At 61.1% G+C, this 16,798-nt stretch carries 13 protein-coding genes; 4 read left to right on the plus strand and 9 right to left on the minus strand.

From position 1 onward, the window contains the following. Positions 1-56: 56 nt before the first annotated feature. Positions 57-953 (plus strand): GlxA family transcriptional regulator, encoded by an 897-nt coding sequence (locus N005_RS11885; protein ID WP_174245351.1) that lies wholly within the window; start codon positions 57-59, stop codon positions 951-953. 184 nt (positions 954-1,137) lie between these two features. Here N005_RS11885 and zapE read toward each other — a convergent pair whose 3' ends face one another. From zapE to N005_RS11900, 3 genes are all read right to left on the minus strand, one after another. Continuing rightward, on the minus strand, positions 1,138-2,232 hold the full coding sequence (gene zapE, locus N005_RS11890; RefSeq protein WP_047701367.1) for a cell division protein ZapE: 1,095 nt from the start codon (positions 2,230-2,232) through the stop codon (positions 1,138-1,140). 102 nt (positions 2,233-2,334) lie between these two features. Next, positions 2,335-3,690: a tryptophan--tRNA ligase gene (locus tag N005_RS11895; protein ID WP_047701368.1), complete on the minus strand. Its 1,356-nt coding sequence runs from the start codon at positions 3,688-3,690 to the stop codon at positions 2,335-2,337. 24 nt (positions 3,691-3,714) lie between these two features. Continuing rightward, positions 3,715-4,344 carry an alpha/beta hydrolase gene (locus N005_RS11900; RefSeq protein ID WP_047701369.1) on the minus strand — a complete coding sequence of 210 codons (630 nt, stop codon included), beginning with the start codon at positions 4,342-4,344 and terminating at the stop codon, positions 3,715-3,717. Between the two features lie 148 nt (positions 4,345-4,492). Between N005_RS11900 and N005_RS11905 the strand changes: the two genes are divergently transcribed. Next, complete coding sequence (locus N005_RS11905; RefSeq protein ID WP_024778106.1) at positions 4,493-4,927, plus strand: Z-ring associated ZapG family protein; 435 nt, start codon at positions 4,493-4,495, stop codon at positions 4,925-4,927. A gap of 284 nt (positions 4,928-5,211) precedes the next feature. On the opposite strand, the gene N005_RS11910 is transcribed toward N005_RS11905, so the two are convergent. The 5 genes from N005_RS11910 to N005_RS11930 all read right to left on the minus strand — a co-directional run bounded on the left by N005_RS11910 (position 5,212) and on the right by N005_RS11930 (position 14,054). Further along, the gene (locus N005_RS11910; RefSeq protein ID WP_047701370.1) at positions 5,212-5,712 is read right to left on the minus strand and encodes a methylated-DNA--[protein]-cysteine S-methyltransferase; all 501 of its coding nucleotides are present in this window, start codon (positions 5,710-5,712) and stop codon (positions 5,212-5,214) included. Between the two features lie 57 nt (positions 5,713-5,769). Further along, positions 5,770-8,505: a winged helix-turn-helix domain-containing protein gene (locus tag N005_RS11915; protein ID WP_047701371.1), complete on the minus strand. Its 2,736-nt coding sequence runs from the start codon at positions 8,503-8,505 to the stop codon at positions 5,770-5,772. 251 nt (positions 8,506-8,756) lie between these two features. Beyond that, the gene (locus tag N005_RS11920; protein WP_047701372.1) at positions 8,757-10,121 is read right to left on the minus strand and encodes a DUF1329 domain-containing protein; all 1,365 of its coding nucleotides are present in this window, start codon (positions 10,119-10,121) and stop codon (positions 8,757-8,759) included. 24 nt (positions 10,122-10,145) lie between these two features. After that, positions 10,146-12,038, minus strand: coding sequence for a DUF1302 domain-containing protein (locus N005_RS11925; protein WP_047701373.1), 1,893 nt, complete (start codon positions 12,036-12,038; stop codon positions 10,146-10,148). Positions 12,039-12,371: 333 nt separating this feature from the next. Then, complete coding sequence (locus N005_RS11930) at positions 12,372-14,054, minus strand: fatty acid--CoA ligase (RefSeq protein ID WP_047701374.1); 1,683 nt, start codon at positions 14,052-14,054, stop codon at positions 12,372-12,374. A gap of 221 nt (positions 14,055-14,275) precedes the next feature. On the opposite strand from N005_RS11930, the gene N005_RS11935 reads away from it, so the two are divergent. Continuing rightward, positions 14,276-14,893 (plus strand): CatB-related O-acetyltransferase, encoded by a 618-nt coding sequence (locus N005_RS11935; RefSeq protein ID WP_047701375.1) that lies wholly within the window; start codon positions 14,276-14,278, stop codon positions 14,891-14,893. 45 nt (positions 14,894-14,938) lie between these two features. Here the strand turns inward: N005_RS11935 and N005_RS11940 are convergent, their stop codons facing one another. Further along, positions 14,939-15,568 (minus strand): LysE family translocator, encoded by a 630-nt coding sequence (locus tag N005_RS11940; RefSeq protein WP_047701376.1) that lies wholly within the window; start codon positions 15,566-15,568, stop codon positions 14,939-14,941. 237 nt (positions 15,569-15,805) lie between these two features. Between N005_RS11940 and N005_RS11945 the strand changes: the two genes are divergently transcribed. Beyond that, positions 15,806-16,771: a 2-hydroxyacid dehydrogenase gene (locus tag N005_RS11945; protein WP_047701377.1), complete on the plus strand. Its 966-nt coding sequence runs from the start codon at positions 15,806-15,808 to the stop codon at positions 16,769-16,771. The last annotated feature ends 27 nt before the right edge of the window (positions 16,772-16,798 follow it).

Raw genomic sequence — 16,798 nt, forward strand, 5'->3', positions numbered from 1 at the left:
TGGCAGTCGACCGGGTTTTCGCTTTCACCCTCATGCAGGCCAAGGACTTCTTCCACCTGGCCAGCCTGCGCTACGGCAAGCAACTGGGCCAAGGCCTGACACCGGCGTTCGAAATCCGCCTGGTCAGCCCCGATGGCAAACCGGTGAACAGCTTCAGCGAAGTGATCATGCCGGTGGATGGCGGCCTGGAAAACACCGATGTGATTATCCTGCCGGCGTTCTGGGATGACTTCTCCACCCTTTGCCAACGCTATCCCCAGGTCCTGCCCTGGCTGCGGGAACAGCACGCTCGCGGCGCCGTGCTGTGCGGCGAAGCCACGGGCGTGTTCTGGCTGGCGGAAGCCGGGCTGCTCGATGGCAAGGAAGCCACGACTTACTGGCGCTTTTTCAACGCCTTCAGGGAGCGCTTTCCCCAGGTACACCTGAATCAGGACAAGCACCTGACCGACGCCGACAATCTGTTCTGCGCCGGCGGCACGACCTCGGTGTGCGACCTTTACATCTACCTCATCGAACGCTTCTGCGGCGCCAACATCGCCCAGGCCGTGGCACGGGATATCCTGTATGAAGTGCAGCGCAATTATTCACCGGGCAGGATCGGTTTCGGCGGGCAGAAACTCCATCAGGACGTGATCATCCTGCAGATCCAGCACTGGCTCGAAGAACACTTCGCCGACAAATTCCGTTTTGAAGACGTCGCTCGGGAACACGGCATGAGCATTCGCAATTTCATGCGCCGCTTCCAGACCGCCACTGGCGACAAACCGTTGCATTACCTGCAGCGACTGCGCATCGAAACCGCCAAGGGCCTGCTGTCCGGCAGCCGCAAGAGCATCAAGACCATCAGCTACGAAGTCGGCTACGACGACGCGAGCTTCTTTGCACGTCTGTTCCGGCAGCACACCGACCTGTCGCCGAACCAGTATCGGCAGCAGTTTCAGCAGGCGGCGTGAATCGATGGCGTAACACCGTCCAGTGTGGGAGCGAGCCTGCTCGCGATGACAGCGGCACATTCAGCATCGCAGCAAGCTGACCCACCGCCATCACCGCCATCGCGAGCAGGCTCGCTCCCACAGGGTTATGCGGTGCACATGAAAAGGCCTGCAATCGCAGGCCTCTTTTATTGTCTGTGCAGTCCTAAGGCTTATGCGCCCGCGACAGGAACTCGTGGGACTGCATTTCCAACAGACGACTCAACGTCCGCTGGAATTCGAATGTCAGGCGACCACCGGTGTAAAGGTCCTTGAGTTCGACTTCGGCCGAGATGATCAGCTTCACGTTACGGTCGTAGAACTCGTCCACCATGTTGATGAAGCGACGGGCGATGTCGTCGGTGGTGACGCTCATCTGCTCGACGCCGCTGAGCAGCACGGCATGGAAAATCTTGCCCAGCTCGATGTAGTCGTTCTGGCTGCGTGGACCGTCGCACAGCTCACGGAAATCGAACCAGGCCACGTCGTCACAGGTGCGGATGGCGCGGATCTCGCGGTTCTCGATCATCAGCACATCGTTCTCGACCGCCTGGGTGCATTCCGGGGTCAAGGCACGGAAGCTCTTGCGCAGGCTTTCCTCGGCAGCGGCATCCAGCGGGAAATGAAACAACTCCGCCTGTTCGAGATGGCGCAGACGATAGTCGACGCCGCTGTCGACGTTGACGATCTCGGTGTGTTCCTTGATCAACGCAATGGCCGGCAGGAAGCGTGCCCGTTGCAGCCCATCCTTGTACAAGCCGTCCGGTACGATGTTCGAGGTGGCGACCAGGGTCACGCCGTTCTTGAACAGCTCTTCCATCAAGGTGCCGAGGATCATGGCGTCGGTGATGTCGGACACGAAAAACTCATCGAAACAGATCACCCGCGTTTCACTGGCGAAACGCTTGGCGATAATGGTCAATGGGTTCTTCTCGCCGCCCAGGGTCTTCATTTCTTCGTGCACACGCTTCATGAAGCGGTGGAAGTGGGTACGGGTCTTTTCCTTGAACGGTAGCGCTTCGAAGAAGGTGTCCACCAGGTAGGTCTTGCCACGGCCGACGCCACCCCAGAAGTACAGGCCTTTGACCGGTGCCAGTTCCTTCTTGCCGAACAGTTTTCCCAACAAGCCCGGCTTGTTGTTCGACGCGGCGATCAGGTCGTCGTACAGGCGTTGCAAATGCCGCACTGCCGTTTCCTGGGCTGCGTCGTGGAAGAACTCCGGGCGTTTCAGATCAGCTTGATATCGTTCTAGGGGGGTCATATTCGTTAGCAAGGCAACAAAAACGGGCCGTCACTGTAGCGACGGCCCGCAGGAATGGCAATCGGCCCTTATCCAGGGCCGATGGTCGGATGATGCTTTGGCTCAATCCTGCACGGGCGTCAGCGCGATGCGCAATGCATCGATGGCCGCATCCCGCGCAGTGTCATCGGCAAACGCCGGGCTGTCCGCTACGCATTCGCCTTCGAGCCAGACGCTGAAACCCGCCGCCTCGCTGCGGACGTCCAGTGGTTGGCCGGCTTGCAGTTGCTTGGTCACCTGGCCTGCGGTCTTGCCATCGGCAAAATGGCGAGACAGCAGCAGTTGCTCGCCATCGGCTGCCAGCAGGCGGAAGCGGAAACTGCCGTCGTCTTCGCGAAAGCTGACGAAGCGTGCGGCCTTGGCAGCTTTCTTCTTCGTGCTGGCCGCCACCTGGACCTGGCTGACGAACGAACGCAGGCCAACGGCTTCACGCAGTTCATTGAGGAACGGCGTCGCCACCGCGCGGGCTTTTTTCGCGCCCAACTGCAGGATGTCTTCGAGGTCCGACGGACGCTCGATCAACTGGTGATAACGCTCGCGGGCCTCTCCCAGCTCGCTGTCGAGCAACTGGAACAGACGATTCTTCGCTTCGCCCCAACCCAGGCCTTGCAACAGCTCGCTGCGGAAGTCCGCTGACTGGGCTGGGGTGGCGAAGGCCTGGAACAGCGTGAACAGGTGTGAGTTATCCGGATCCTTCGCTTCGCCCGGGGCGCGGGAGTCGGTGACGATCCGCGAGATCGCGTCCTTCATGTCCTTGGCGCTGCTGAACAACGGAATGGTGTTGTCGTAGCTCTTGGACATCTTGCGGCCGTCGAGCCCCGGCAGTGTGGCGACACTTTCTTCGATCAGCGCTTCGGGCATGGTGAAAAACTCCTTGCCCTGGCCAAACAGGTGGTTGAAGCGCTGGCCGATGTCCCGGGCCATTTCCACGTGCTGGATCTGGTCGCGACCGACCGGCACCTTGTGGGCATTGAACATCAGGATGTCAGCGGCCATCAGCACCGGGTAGCTGTACAGCCCCATGGTGATGCCGGCGTCCGGGTCTTCGCCGGTTTCGACGTTCTTGTCCACCGAGGCCTTGTAGGCATGGGCGCGATTGAGCAGGCCCTTGGCGGCGACGCAGGTCAGCAGCCAGGTCAGTTCCGGGATCTCGGGGATATCGGATTGGCGATAAAAGGTCACGCGGTCAACATCCAGGCCGCCAGCCAGCCAGGTCGCGGCGATTTCCAGGCGCGAACGCTGGATGCGCAGCGGGTCATCGCATTTGATCAGGGCGTGGTAGTCGGCCAGGAAGTAGAACGAATCGGCATTGCTGTCGCGGCTGGCGAGAATCGCCGGGCGGATGGCGCCGGCGTAGTTGCCCAGGTGCGGGGTGCCAGTGGTGGTGATACCGGTCAGGATACGGGTACGAGTCGTCATGGATTATCGCTTGTCAGACTGCTGTCAATTCGAAAGGCGCGGCAGGAGCAGATCCTTGAGATCGGTCAGCTTGCCATGAAAAAAGTGCCCGCATTCTGCCACTTTCAGCAGCTCATGGGGGCGTTGGAGCGCATCGGACCAATCGTAGACCAGTTGGGGATCGACGACTTCATCATTTTCCGGTTGGATCACCGTCAACTCGCCACGCATCGCCAAAGGCGACTGCTCGTCCAGGCGCATCACCGCCGGAGCCACCATGAACAGGTGCTTGAGCGATTGCCCCTGGGCTTCGAGCCGCCCACCCAGGCTGGCAGCGACGAAGCCGCCAAAGGAAAAACCGAAGAGGCTCAAGGGCAGTTGCGGGTGTTTTTCCCGCAGCCACGCGGCGGCGGCCTCGGCGTCGTCCACTTCACCGGTGCCCATGTCATGGCTGCCGGCACTGGTGCCGACACCGCGATAATTGAAACGCAATGTGACCAGGCCGGCATCCCGGGCCGTGCGTTGCAGGGTCGAGACCACCTTGTTGAGCATGGTCCCGCCCTGCACCGGGTTGGGGTGGCAGATCAGCGCCAGGCCACGGGGCGCCTCGCTGTCCAGGTACAAGGCTTCCAGTTGGCCCACCGGGCCTTCGATGACTACAGGGGTTTCGCGCATAAGCAAGGGAAAGAACTCCGTGACCCCGGATAGGGTCGACTCGTCTAGCTAAAAGTCTGTGCCTGGCATGATTGCGATGTTCTTCGCGGTATACAGCGCAGGTCCGAGCCGTTAACGTAAAGCAAAGCCGTTTATAGAGGAAGGACTCGTGGAACACTCGCTCTTAGTTTGGTTGTTGCCGACTCTTGCCCTGGTTGCCGGTGTCGCCATTGGATTCCTGCTTGCCCGACTGCTGCCCAACGCAGTGCCCAACAGCACGCAACGTCAGCTGGACGACATTCAGGAACGTTTCGACAGTTATCAGAATGAGGTGGTCACCCACTTCAACGCCACCGCTTCTCTGGTGAAGAAACTCACCCAGAGCTACCAGGATGTTCAGGATCATTTGTCCGAGGGCGCCAATCGCCTGGCCCTGGACGAACAGACTCGCCAGCGCCTGCTGGCCGCCCTGCACGCCGACTCGGCGCAGGCTCCACGGGAACGCCTGACCCCGCCAAGGGATCAGGAGCCACCTCGGGACTACGCGCCCAAGGCACCGAATTCGCCCGGCATGCTCGATGAGCATTACGGTTTGAAGAAGTAAGCTGCAAGCCATACCAGAAGCCCGCCCGATCCTGTGATCGGGCGGGCTTTTTCATGGGTATGCCGTTTATGAGTTTGTGGCGAGTTGGCTTGTTGTGGTTGGACTTGTGTGGCTGGACTTCTATGGCTGGACTTGTGTGGCGAGGGAGCTTGCTCCCGCTGGGCTGCACAGCAGCCCTAAAAAAGCAGGCGAGCGCTGCGCACTCGAGCGGGAGCAAGCTCCCTCGCCACAGAAGTTCCTGGCATGACATCTCACCAAGCCTCACACACCTCACAACAGCGCATTCAGAACACCAATTGAAGGCTCTGCTGGCCTTCGAGGCTGAGCAGCAATTGCTTGGCTGCCAGCCCGCCGGCGAAACCGGTGAGGCTGCCGGAGGTGCCGATGACGCGGTGGCACGGAGCAATGATCGAAATGGGATTCCGGCCGTTGGCTGCGCCCACCGCCCGAACGGCGGTCGGCTGGCCGATCTGGATGGCGATGTCGCGGTAACTGCGGGTCTCGCCGAAGGGAATGGTCAGCAATGCCTGCCAGACCCGCTTCTGGAAATCAGTGCCGGCGAAATCCAGCTCCAGCTCGAAACGGCGCCGCTGGCCGGCGAAATACTCCAGCAGTTGACGCTCGGTTTCCTGGAGCACCGGATGATGGATGTCTTCCTCCAAGGGGCCCAGGCGCACACGGTTGAGTCGCTCGTTTTCCCACAGGATGGCGGCGAGTCTTGCGCCCCGGGCGACGAGGATCAATTGGCCGACCGGAGATTGGATGGTTTTGTACCGGGGTAGCATCGAGTCCTTCCTTTACTGGCTGGCTTTTGTGGCAGATGGTTCTGCGGCGCGGGATGCTCAGCCCAACAACCCCAGCTCCTTCGCCCTCGCCACGGCCTGGGTGCGGCGCTCCACGCCAAGCTTGCTGTTGATATGGCTGGCGTGGGTCTTGACGGTGTGCAGCGAAATGAACAACTGCTCGCTGATTTCCTGGTTGGAACAGCCCCGGGCAATCAATTGCAGCACCGCCCGCTCCCGGCTGCTGAGGTTTTCGACAGGTGCCGGCGAGTCGGCAGTTTGCGTCGACGTCGGCAGGTGTTCGAGCAGATTCTGGCACAAGGTGCTGGGGGGCGCGTGCAGCAGTTGCTCACGCAGCCACTCACGATGCTCATCACCCAGCAACCATTCGAAAGGTTGCAGCACACCACCGGCGGCGGCTTCGAAAGCCTGGGCCAGGGTACTGCGGGCCGCCGGCTCGCGGCCAAGGCTCAGCAACAAGGCGACTTTCTGGTTGAGGGCCATCACGCTGAGCATCTGCCGACCGGTTTGCTGGCCGTGTTCAAGCAAGGCGTTGAGCCGCCCTTCCGCCAGCATCGGTTGGCCCAGGATGGATTCCAGCAGCGCCTGTTGCAACTCGACATGCAACGGCAGTTGCGGATGGAACTCCGGCGGCGCGGCGGCCTGTTCGCCGGTATAGGTTCGCCCCAGGCGCGCCAACCAGGCTTCAGCCAGTTCGGTGCGGCCCTGGGCCAGCCAGAGCTCGCACTTGACCAGGGTGATCATCGCCAGGTAGTAGATCGGCGGCACATCCCAGATGTGCATCAGGCGCTCGGCTTCGGCCAGTTCGGCAAAGGCACGGGCGAACTCGCCATGGTTGCCTTCGATGCGGGCGATCACACAATGCCCCAGCAGCACGCTGATGTCGCGGCAGGCCCGTGCTTCGGTAAGGCCGGCCTGCAACCGCGCCAACCCGGCCTGGGACTGCATGCGCAAAGTCAGCAGGAAACCCTCGTACAGGGTCAACCGCGCCCGTACCGCATAAAGCCGCTGGGGCGAGAGCCCGTGCAAACGTTGCAGGCCCTGGCGCACTTCATCCAGCGCCCGCAGGATCTCTCCCCGCGCCTGCAGGACCCGGGCGCGATCGTAGTGGGCCAGGGCTTCGAACAAGGGGTTGCCGACCCGCTGCGCCAGTTCCAGGGAGTCGCGGTTCAAGCCACGGGCGCGCCACAGGTCACCGTCGGCAATCGCCAGGTTCGACAGCGTGGACAGGCACATCAGGCGTTGGCCGTAGCGTTTTTGCGGCAGGCTTTCCAGGGCTTCGGTGCAATAACGCACCGTGGCTTCACGGTCCCCGCGGCCACGGGCGACGATCCCGCTCAGGGCCAACCATTGGGCAAGCATGGATTTTTGCGCGGTGGCCGACGGTGCCGGCAGGAAACGGCTCAGGTGGGCGGCCAGTTCCTCGGCGGCATCCAGCTGACAGGCCAGCCCCAGCGCCCAGCTGTAGAGCACGATCAGCCTCGGGGTACTGATGAGCAGGCTGTCGGGCAAGTCCATTTTCCAGCGCAACAACATGCCGACGTTCTGCTCGGCCAGCAGTTGCTCCTCCGAAAGGGTTTGCACCAGGTTCGCCGCCACATCCAGGTGCCCGGCCCGCAACGCCTGCTCCACGGCTTCGTCGATCAGGCCCTGGGCGTTGAACCAGCGGCAGGCGCGCAAGTGCAGGGTCGCGGCCGGCACCATGGCCGGTGCACTGGGGCGGCTGCGCAACAGATCGGAAAACAGGTGGTGATAGCGATACCAGTGTCCGTGTTCGTCCAGAGGCACCAGGAATACCTGATGGGCCGCCAGGTATTGCAGGATCTCGGCGCTGTCATGGGCTTCGCGCACCGCATCGCACAGTTCGCTGCAAAAACGATCCTGTGGCGCGGTGTCGTAGAGAAAGGCCTGCACCTCGGCGGGCAGGCAGTCGATGACTTCTTCGAGCAGATAATCGCGGATCAACCCTTCCCCGCCGTGCAGCGCCTGGGGCAGCCGGCCCGCGGAACCGGCTTCGGAAGCGGCCAGCAACCAGAAACGCAGCCCGGCGACCCAGCCTTCGCTGCGCTGGATGAGGTTCTCCAGCGCTTCACCGCGCAACGAGCTGCTGTGGTGCTCGAGCAGGGTCAGGGCTTCGCCATGGGTCAGGCGCAGATCCTGTTCATTCAACTCGAGCAACTGCCGCGACAGGCGCAGGCGCGCCAGATGCCAGTTCGGCCGCTGGCGACTGGTGACCAGCACCAGCAAGCCGTCGGGCAGGTGATTGAGGAAAAACTGCAGGCAACGATCCAGCACGGGGCCTTGGGCCAGGTGGTAATCGTCGAGCACCAGCAGCAAGGGATTGCGCAGCGTCAGGTGGCTGGTCAACTCATCCAGCAGGCCGTCGAGCCACTCTTCGAACGCGAAGGGCTGGTGGCGCTGACGCATCTTCAGCAGCCCCGCTGCCCGGCCGCCCAATTGTGGAAAGAGTGCCTGAAGCCCTTCGAGCAGCCGCTCCAGGAAACGTCCAGGATCATTGTCCCGGGCATTGAGCCCCAACCAGAGGCTTTGCCAATGGACCGGCAGGCTCTGGCAGAACTCCACTGCCAGGGAGCTTTTGCCGAACCCCGCCGGCGCACTGACCAACAGCAGTCGACCGCCAAGCCCCGCACTCAAACGCTCGCACAACCGCGGTCGCACGACATGCCCGTCGGGCAGCGGCGGTCGGTAGAAGCGCCCGTCCTGTACCGCGATGGCTGCGCGGGCAGAATCCGGAAGTGAAGACAGATCGGTCATGGCCGGCTCTTGTTTAAATGCAGATGGCGGCGTTGCAGATGTCCGCAGACTAGCTGCAAACGAAGAGGTATTGAAGGGAGTGCTACAAATGGCTACAAAAAGACTACAAATCGCCTGACGCTGCCTACCCTGTGGCGAGGGAGCTTGCTCCCTCGCCACAGGGGTCTGTGGATTCTGGACAAGCGTAAAAATAAACGCCCCGAACCAGTCGGGGCGTTTATTCGAGGATGCGGCCTCGGGGTAAAGCGGTTTTAGCGGATGCCGTCCTGGCGCAGCGCGTTCGGCGTGAAGTCTGCCGTGGTGGCGGTGAAGCCGAAATCGTAGGCCGATTTCTCTTCGTTCTTCATGCCCAGGGCCAGGTAGCGTCCGGACTGCAGGTCGTAGAGGGTTTCCAGGGCGTACCACGGCACTTGCTTGTCGTAGTAGTTCTCGGCATGGGCCTCGGCAACGCGCCACAGCTGGCCACGACCGTCGTAATGGTCGATCACCGCCGCCTGCCAGGTGTCTTCATCGATGAAGAAATCGCGCTTGGCGTAGATGTGGCGCTGGCCTTCCTTCAGGGTCGCGGTGACATGCCAGACCCGACGCAACTCGTAGCGCGCCAGGTCCTGGTTGATGTGGCCGGCCTTGAGGATGTCGGCGTACTTGAGTTGCGGCGAATCGATCTTGTAGCTGTTGGCGGCGATGTACAGCTCTTTCTTGCCTTCCAGCTTCCAGTCGTAGCGATCCGGCGCACCGTTGTACATGTCCAGGTTGTCGGAAGTACGCAGGCCATCGGCCGCAGTACCCGGACCATCATAGGAGACCTGCGGCGCACGACGCACCCGACGCTGGCCGGCGTTGTAGACCCAGGCCGAACGCGGTTCCTTCACCTGGTCGAGGGTTTCGTGCACCAGCAGCACGCCACCGGCCAGGCGTGCCGGCGCGGTCACTTGCTGCTTGAAATAGAACAGGATGTTGCCGGGGTTGGCCGGATCGAAATCCTTCATCTTGTCGCGGAACACGAACTGGTCGCGGAAGTACACCAGGCTGTAGGAGCCGTTGGGTTGCGGCGTGGCCTGGGTCACCAGGCGCGTCACGCTGCCGCCACGATAGCGGGTGATGTGGTTCCAGATCACTTCGACGCCGCTCTGGGGAATCGGGAACGGTATGGCCGTCTCGAAATTCTCCAGGCCGTTGCCGCCGGAGACCAGCTTGGTGTTGACCGCGTTCTTCTTGATGGAGGCGAACACCTCATCCGGCACGGTGGCGCCACGATGGGTCGGGTAGACCGGCATCTTGAAGGTTTCCGGGTAGCGCTTGAACATCGCGTACTGGCCCGGCGCGAGCTTGTCCTTGTACTGCTCGACATTCTGCGCGGTGATGGTGAACAGCGGTTTCTCGCTGGCATACGGGTCGGCGAGGAATCCCTTGCTGTCCACGCTACCGGCGTTCTTCGCCATGGGCTTCCAGGCGGAAATCGAACCGTCGGCATTACCGGCCATTTCGGCGCCCATCGGCGTCAGGCTCTTGCCCAGTTTGTCGGCCTCGCCCGCAGGCACCGCGGCCATGACGCTGGCGGCCAGCAGGGACAGTCCCAGCGCGCCGACCTGCAACAGACTCTTGGTTATTTTCATCGTGTGTCGTCCTGAATACGGTGCTTAGAAGGTCATACCGACGCTGAGCGCCAGGAAGTCGCGGTCGTCCACGGTGGTGTACTTGCCGTCGAAGAAGTTGGTGTATGCCAGGCTCGCGTTGTAAGTGTTCTGGTATTCGGCATCGATCCCCAGACTCACGGCTTTACGACCCTCTTCGAAGTTGCCCCCTGGACCAGGCGAGTAACCACTGACGTCATGAGACCAGGCGACATTGGGCTTGAGGTTCACGCCAGCGAAAACATCGTTGTAATCCCAGATCGCCCGGGCGCGGTAGCCCCAGGAATTTGCGGTTGTGAAACCGTCGTTTTCGCAGTAGCGACTGACATTATTCTGCGCGCCGCCAGCCAGAGTGGAAGAGTTCAATATCTGGCACTGTCCATTTGGCAACGGACCGGGGCCATAGCTCGGGTCACGACCGTAGCGCGCCTTGGAAGTACTTTCCAGACCGCCCACATGAGTGAAACCGACCTCACCGACCAGTGTCAGTCGCTCAGCCCCCATGACTTGGTCAAAGAAGTGGGTCAACGTGGTCTGCAGCTGGGTTACTTCTTTGCGACGATACCCTTGCTGATCCTGTCCTGGCTGCCCTTGAAGCACAGAAACATTGGGGTTCAGTGGCGTCAGACCGGAAAAGAGAATATCTGTGGTATTGAGCTGCACCGGCGCATTTGGCCGATAGCTGACTTCACCACTCCACGCGGTACCTGTAGGTAAAGTGGTGGAGAAGCTCAGACCATACAGACGGATATCTTCAGGGTATTCAACGTAGTAGCTGGAATTACCCGCCACCACCATGGGCAGCAAGGTCGGAGCAAGACCAACCGCGACACCGGGCGGAATACCGGCACCGATCAGCGAACCCACCAGTGTCGCCGGGTTATAAGCACTCGCCGGCGCTCCATGACCACTAAAAATCGGAGCACGGCTATGGTAGTTCATAAAGTAAGCGCCAAACTCGGTGTCCAGCGGCTCGAACATGTATTTGAATGACACACCAAATTGGCCGCTGTCACGAGCATCGCGGTCAGGACCACGGCGCACCAGCGCACCTTCCTCATTGATGTTCACCCCCAACGAATTCAACGTAGGCATAACTGCCGTTGGAATCGCTGAAGCGCTCCTCAACACCCGCAGATTATCCGTACAACCATCGGCAATCACATCCGGCTGGGAAAAGAACGTCCCGCAGTTATCGACAACCGTCTGGTCCCACTCCAACTGATAGAACGCCTCGGCCGACAGGTTATCGGTCAGGCTCTGGGACACGTAGAACATGTTGACCGGGATCAGGCCTTCCTTGATCTCGGCACCGGGACGACGGAACGCAGACACGTCGACCGGGTTGATGGAGTTGATGCCGCCCTGGATGAAGGTACTTTCACCCCAACTGACGACTTGCTTGCCCAGGCGAACGGAGCCCGGCTGATCGGCAATGGCGTAGTTGTGGTAGACGAAGGCATCGAGAATCTGCCCGCCGGAGGACTTGGCGCCTTCCTTGCGGTTGCTGTCGCTGATGTCCTTGTACAGGCGATTCTCGTCCTTGAGTTCGAAGTCATACCAATACTTGCCCCGCACAAACACACCGGTATCGCCGTACTTCAGCTCCAGGTCATGAATGCCCTTGAAGATCTTCGAGAAGGTCTCTCCGCGCTTGAAGTTCAAGTGACCGTCATCGGAGGTCTGGGACAAGCCCCTGCCACCGTTGTTGACGCCGATCAGGTCCTTGTTGGCATTGGCCGTGGACCAGCTCGCCCCCACCGACAGGGAGGAATCGAACTGGCCCTCGATTTCACCGATGTTGAAACTGACGCCGAATGCAGGCCCGGCGAGCGAAGAGGCGAGGCTGACCGCCAGAGGCAATTTTGCCCGGCGCCAGAACGTGTTTGCAGAGGTCATTCGACGCTACTCCATGTTCTTTATTGTTATGGCAGGGGGTATTTTCAAGGAACGTCTTCGACGACCAGAGACTGGGTTGCGGCACTCATTCAAAGTCGCATCGCCCGTTCGTGCAGGTGCCCTATTCTTGAAAATCCTTGAGCGGACTATAGCCAGCAGGTAGTACGGCTTGATCCCTCTAAAGTGTGATTTGCAGCCCCCGACCACTCTGGAACAGTCCCTTGCCAGGCCGACACCTGTCGGCACGGCAAGGATGGCTGAATTCTGCAGTTTGACAAGGCAAGCGCTTGCTCGGTGGGGCTGCCGCGCCCTTTCGGGCACGGCAGGACCACCTCAAAGCGTGGACAGGAAGGCGCTGTTGTTGCTCTGCCATTCGGCGATGTCGACGCGGATGCGTTTCTTGTCGAGCTTGCCGACACTGGTCTTGGGAATTTCCGTAACAAGGGCGATCTGGCTCGGGATCGCCCACTTGCTCAGGTGCCCCTGTTCGACAAAAGGCTTGAGGTGTTCCTTGAGCTCGCGAGCCCCGATCTGCTGCCCGTCGTGAATCACCAGCAGGGCAAACGGGCGCTCGCCCCACTGCGGATCGGGAATGCCCACCACTGCTACTTCGCGTACCGCCACGTGACGGCTGATGAGGTCTTCCAGGTCCAGGGACGAGACCCACTCGCCCCCCGTCTTGATCACGTCCTTGATACGGTCGCGGATATCGATGAAGCCCATGCTGTCCAGCGTGGCGACATCGCCGGTATGCAACCAGCCGCCGGCCCAGAGCTCGGCGCCCTTCTGCGGTTCGTTGAAATAGCCTTCGGTGAGCCAAGGCGCGCGCAGCACCAGTTCGCCCTGGGTCTCGCCATCGGCAGGCAGGAACCGGCCTTCGGCATCGACGATCGCCGCTTCCACCAAGGGCCCCGGCACACCGGCCTTGATCCGATAGCTGATGCGTTCGTCCTCGCTGCCGGCCATCAATTCCTCGTTGAGGTGGGCGCAAGACACCAACGGGCCGGTTTCCGACATGCCATAGGCGGCGGTGAGCTGGATCCCCCTGGCCTTCGCCGCGTCGTACAGGCTGCGATTCAGGGCGCTACCGCCGATGACGATTTTCCAACCGCCGAAATCGGTGCCCTGGGCACCCTTGGCGTTGAGCACCATCTGCAGGATGGTCGGCACGCAATGGGAAAAGCTGACCTTCTCCTTGCGCCACAACTGAACCAGGAGCTCGGGGTCGTAGCGGCCGGGATAGACCTGCTTGAGGCCGAGCATGGTCGCCACGTACGGCAGGCCCCAGGCATGGACATGGAACATCGGCGTGATCGGCATGTACACATCATTGGTGCCCAGCAAGCGCACGCTGTCGACGGCGCCCATGATGGTCGCCTCTCCAAGGGAGTGCAGCACCAGTTGCCGGTGCGTGAAGTAGACCCCCTTGGGATTGCCCGTGGTGCCGGTGGTATAGAAGGTCGTGGCGACGGAGTTTTCGTCGAAGTCCTGGAAGTCGTAGACCGGGCTGGCAGCCGCCAGCAACTGCTCGTATTCGCCCACCAGGTTGGGCAGCTCGGCGGTTTTCTCCGGCAGGTCGGTCAGCAGCAGGGTCTTCTCCACCGTGGTCAGGTGCCCGGCAATGGCCTGGTACAACCCGACGAACTCGCTGTTGACCAGCACGAAGCGGTCCTCGGCGTGGTTCATGGTGTAGACAATCTGCTCGGGGGAGAGCCGCACGTTGATGGTGTGGATCACTGCGCCGATCATCGGAATTGCGAACATGCATTCCAGGTAACGATGGCTGTCCCAGTCCATCACCGCCACGGTATCGCCCGCCTTGACCCCGGCCTCGGTCAGCACGTTGGCCAACCGCGCCACCCGTTCCATCAATGTCGGATAGCTGTAGCGCAACTGGTCACGGTAGACGATCTCGCGGGTTTTCTCGTAACGCACACCGGACATCAGCAGCCGCTTGATCAGCAGTGGATATTGATAAGCGCCTTCGGCGGGAGGAATAACGCGAGTCTGCAACATAAGAATCCTTTTCTGACTGCATGGTCGTGACTGGAGGTAAGCACTCTAGAGGGCTTATACACGGTTCAAATCAGCCAAAGGAATGATTTGATCAGCCGGCAATTGCTGGCCCAACGCCACCAACTCACCCATCTCGGCTGCTTTGAGTGGTAAATTTCGTCATAACGGCCCCCCAGAAGCGAGCGTACGCTCGCCACTACTCATCAATTCCCAGGACGGTCATGAAGTTTCTGAAGAAAATCAAAGAGCGCAAAGTCCGGAAGGACCTCAAGCGTCTCGAAAAAATTGAAAGGGCACCGCAGAAAATCCGTCTGCGCTACCCAAGATACGAAATCGGGGTAGGGACTTACGGCAATCCCGAGGTGATCGAATTCGATGACGTAACCATTTTGAAAGTCGGTTGTTACAGCTCGATTGCCGAAGGGGTGAAAATTTTGCTGGGCGGTGGACATCGTACCGACTGGGTAAGTACTTACCCGTTTCCGAAGATGATCGATGAGGCCAAGGAGCTTCCTGGCTGTTGTCCGAGCAAAGGTAACGTCGTGATCGGCAGCGACTGCTGGATTTGTACAGGGGCCATGATCCTATCCGGCGTGACCATCGGCCACGGGGCCGTGGTCGCCGCCGGAGCGGTAGTCACCCGCGATGTCGAGCCTTACGCCATTGTCGGCGGCAACCCGTGTCGGTTCATTCGCTGGCGCTTCGAAGAACCGGTACGGCGGGCGCTATTGGAATCGGCCTGGTGGGAGTGGCCGGTGGAGGAGGTCAAGGCAGTGTCAGCGTTGCTGTGCAGCGATAACATCGAGGCATTCCTGGACTATGCCCGTCAACGTCCCTGATCGTTACCCCCCCTTTAGGCGTAACGATCAGGATCGAACCGACGGTCAATGCGCTTCGGTAAACGCCAGCTTCACACCGATGGCAACCAGTACCGCGCCCATGGTCCGATCGAACCAGTGACCCATGCGGGCGAAACCGGCGCGCACTCGCTGCTGGCTGAACAGCATGGCCACCAGGCAGAACCAGGCAGCCGTTGCGGCCGCCAGGTACACACCGTAACCGGCCTGGATCGCCAGCGGCGTATGGGGGTTGATCACCACGGTGAACAGCGACAGGAAGAACAGCGTCGCCTTCGGGTTCAGGCCATTGGTGACGAAGCCCGAGGTGAATGCGCCGCGGGCGGTCCGCTCACCGGCTTCCTTGTGCAGTTTTTCCTCGCTCGGCTTGGCCGGTTGCGCCCGCAGCGCCTTGAAGCCGATGTACAGCAGGTACGCGGCGGCGGCCCATTTCAGCGCGTTGAACAACACGATGGACTGCGACACGATCAGCCCAATGCCCAACAGCGAATAACCTACGTGCAGGAAAATCGCCGTGCCGACGCCCAGCGCCGTCCAGGTCCCGGCGCGGCGGCCATGGGTCACGCTTTCGCGCACCACCACGGCGAAATCCGGCCCGGGGCTGGCAACCGCCAGGAGGTGGATCAGGGCGACGGTGAGGAATTCGGTGAGGTACATGGCGGGCTCCTTGGTGGCAGTTTTATTAAATGACATACCGTGGCGAGGGAGCTCGCTCCCGCTCGAGTGCGCAGCGCTCGCAAGCTTTTTTGGGGGGCTGCTGCGCAGCCCATCGGGAGCAAGCTCCCTCGCCACAGCAAGCTCCCTCGCCACAGGTGCGCGCGGCACCAGGGCCGCAATTCATCTGATAGGCTCGTCACCTTACGCCTTCGGTTCCAGACTAAAAAGGTACAGCTGATGACAAATACCGGCCGCGCAGTTTTCCTCGACCACCCGTCCCTGGATCTAGGCGACCTGGATCTGGCCCCGTTGCGCAATTGCTTCGACGAACTACAACTGTTTACCCGCACCACACCGGACCTGGTGATCGAACGACTCAAGGGCGCCAGCGTGGCGATCACCAACAAAATCGTGATCGATGCCGCCGCCATGGCCGCCAGCCCCGAATTGAAGTTGATCCTGATCAGCGCCACCGGCACCAACAATGTCGACCTGGCGGCCGCTCGCCATCACGGCATCACGGTGTGCAACTGCCAGGGCTACGGTACGCCATCGGTCGCCCAGCACACGATCATGCTGTTGCTGAACCTGGCGACGCGGCTGGCCGATTATCAGAAGGCGGTGGGCGACGGGCGTTGGCAACAGGCTTCACAATTCTGTCTGCTGGACTATCCCATCGTCGAACTGCAGGGCAAGACCCTGGGCCTGCTGGGCCACGGCGAACTGGGAAGTGCCGTGGGGCGGCTGGCGGAAGCCTTCGGCATGCGCGTGCTGCTGGGGCAGATCCCAGGACGGCCTGCTCGCCCTGATCGCTTGCCACTGGATCAGCTGTTGTCGCAAGTCGACGCCCTGACCCTGCACTGTCCCCTCAATGAGCACACCCGCCACTTCATCGGCATGCGAGAACTGGCGCTGCTCAAGCCCGGCGCTTTCGTGGTCAACACCGCCCGTGGCGGCCTGATCGATGAACAGGCCCTGGCTGATGCCCTGCGCAGCGGCCACCTGGGGGGCGCGGCCACCGATGTGCTGAGCGTGGAGCCGCCGACCCAGGGTAATCCGCTGCTGGCCGGCGACATTCCCCGCCTGATCGTCACGCCTCACAACGCCTGGGGCAGCCGCGAGGCGCGACAGCGGATCGTTGGTCAACTGACGGAAAACGCCCGCGGTTTTTTCAGCGGTACAGCGCTACGGGTCGTCAGTTGATAAACTGCCGCACTTTTTTTCAAGGAG

The sequence above is a fragment of the Pseudomonas mediterranea CFBP 5447 genome (genome assembly GCF_000774145.1).
GTDB lineage: Bacteria > Pseudomonadota > Gammaproteobacteria > Pseudomonadales > Pseudomonadaceae > Aquipseudomonas > Aquipseudomonas mediterranea.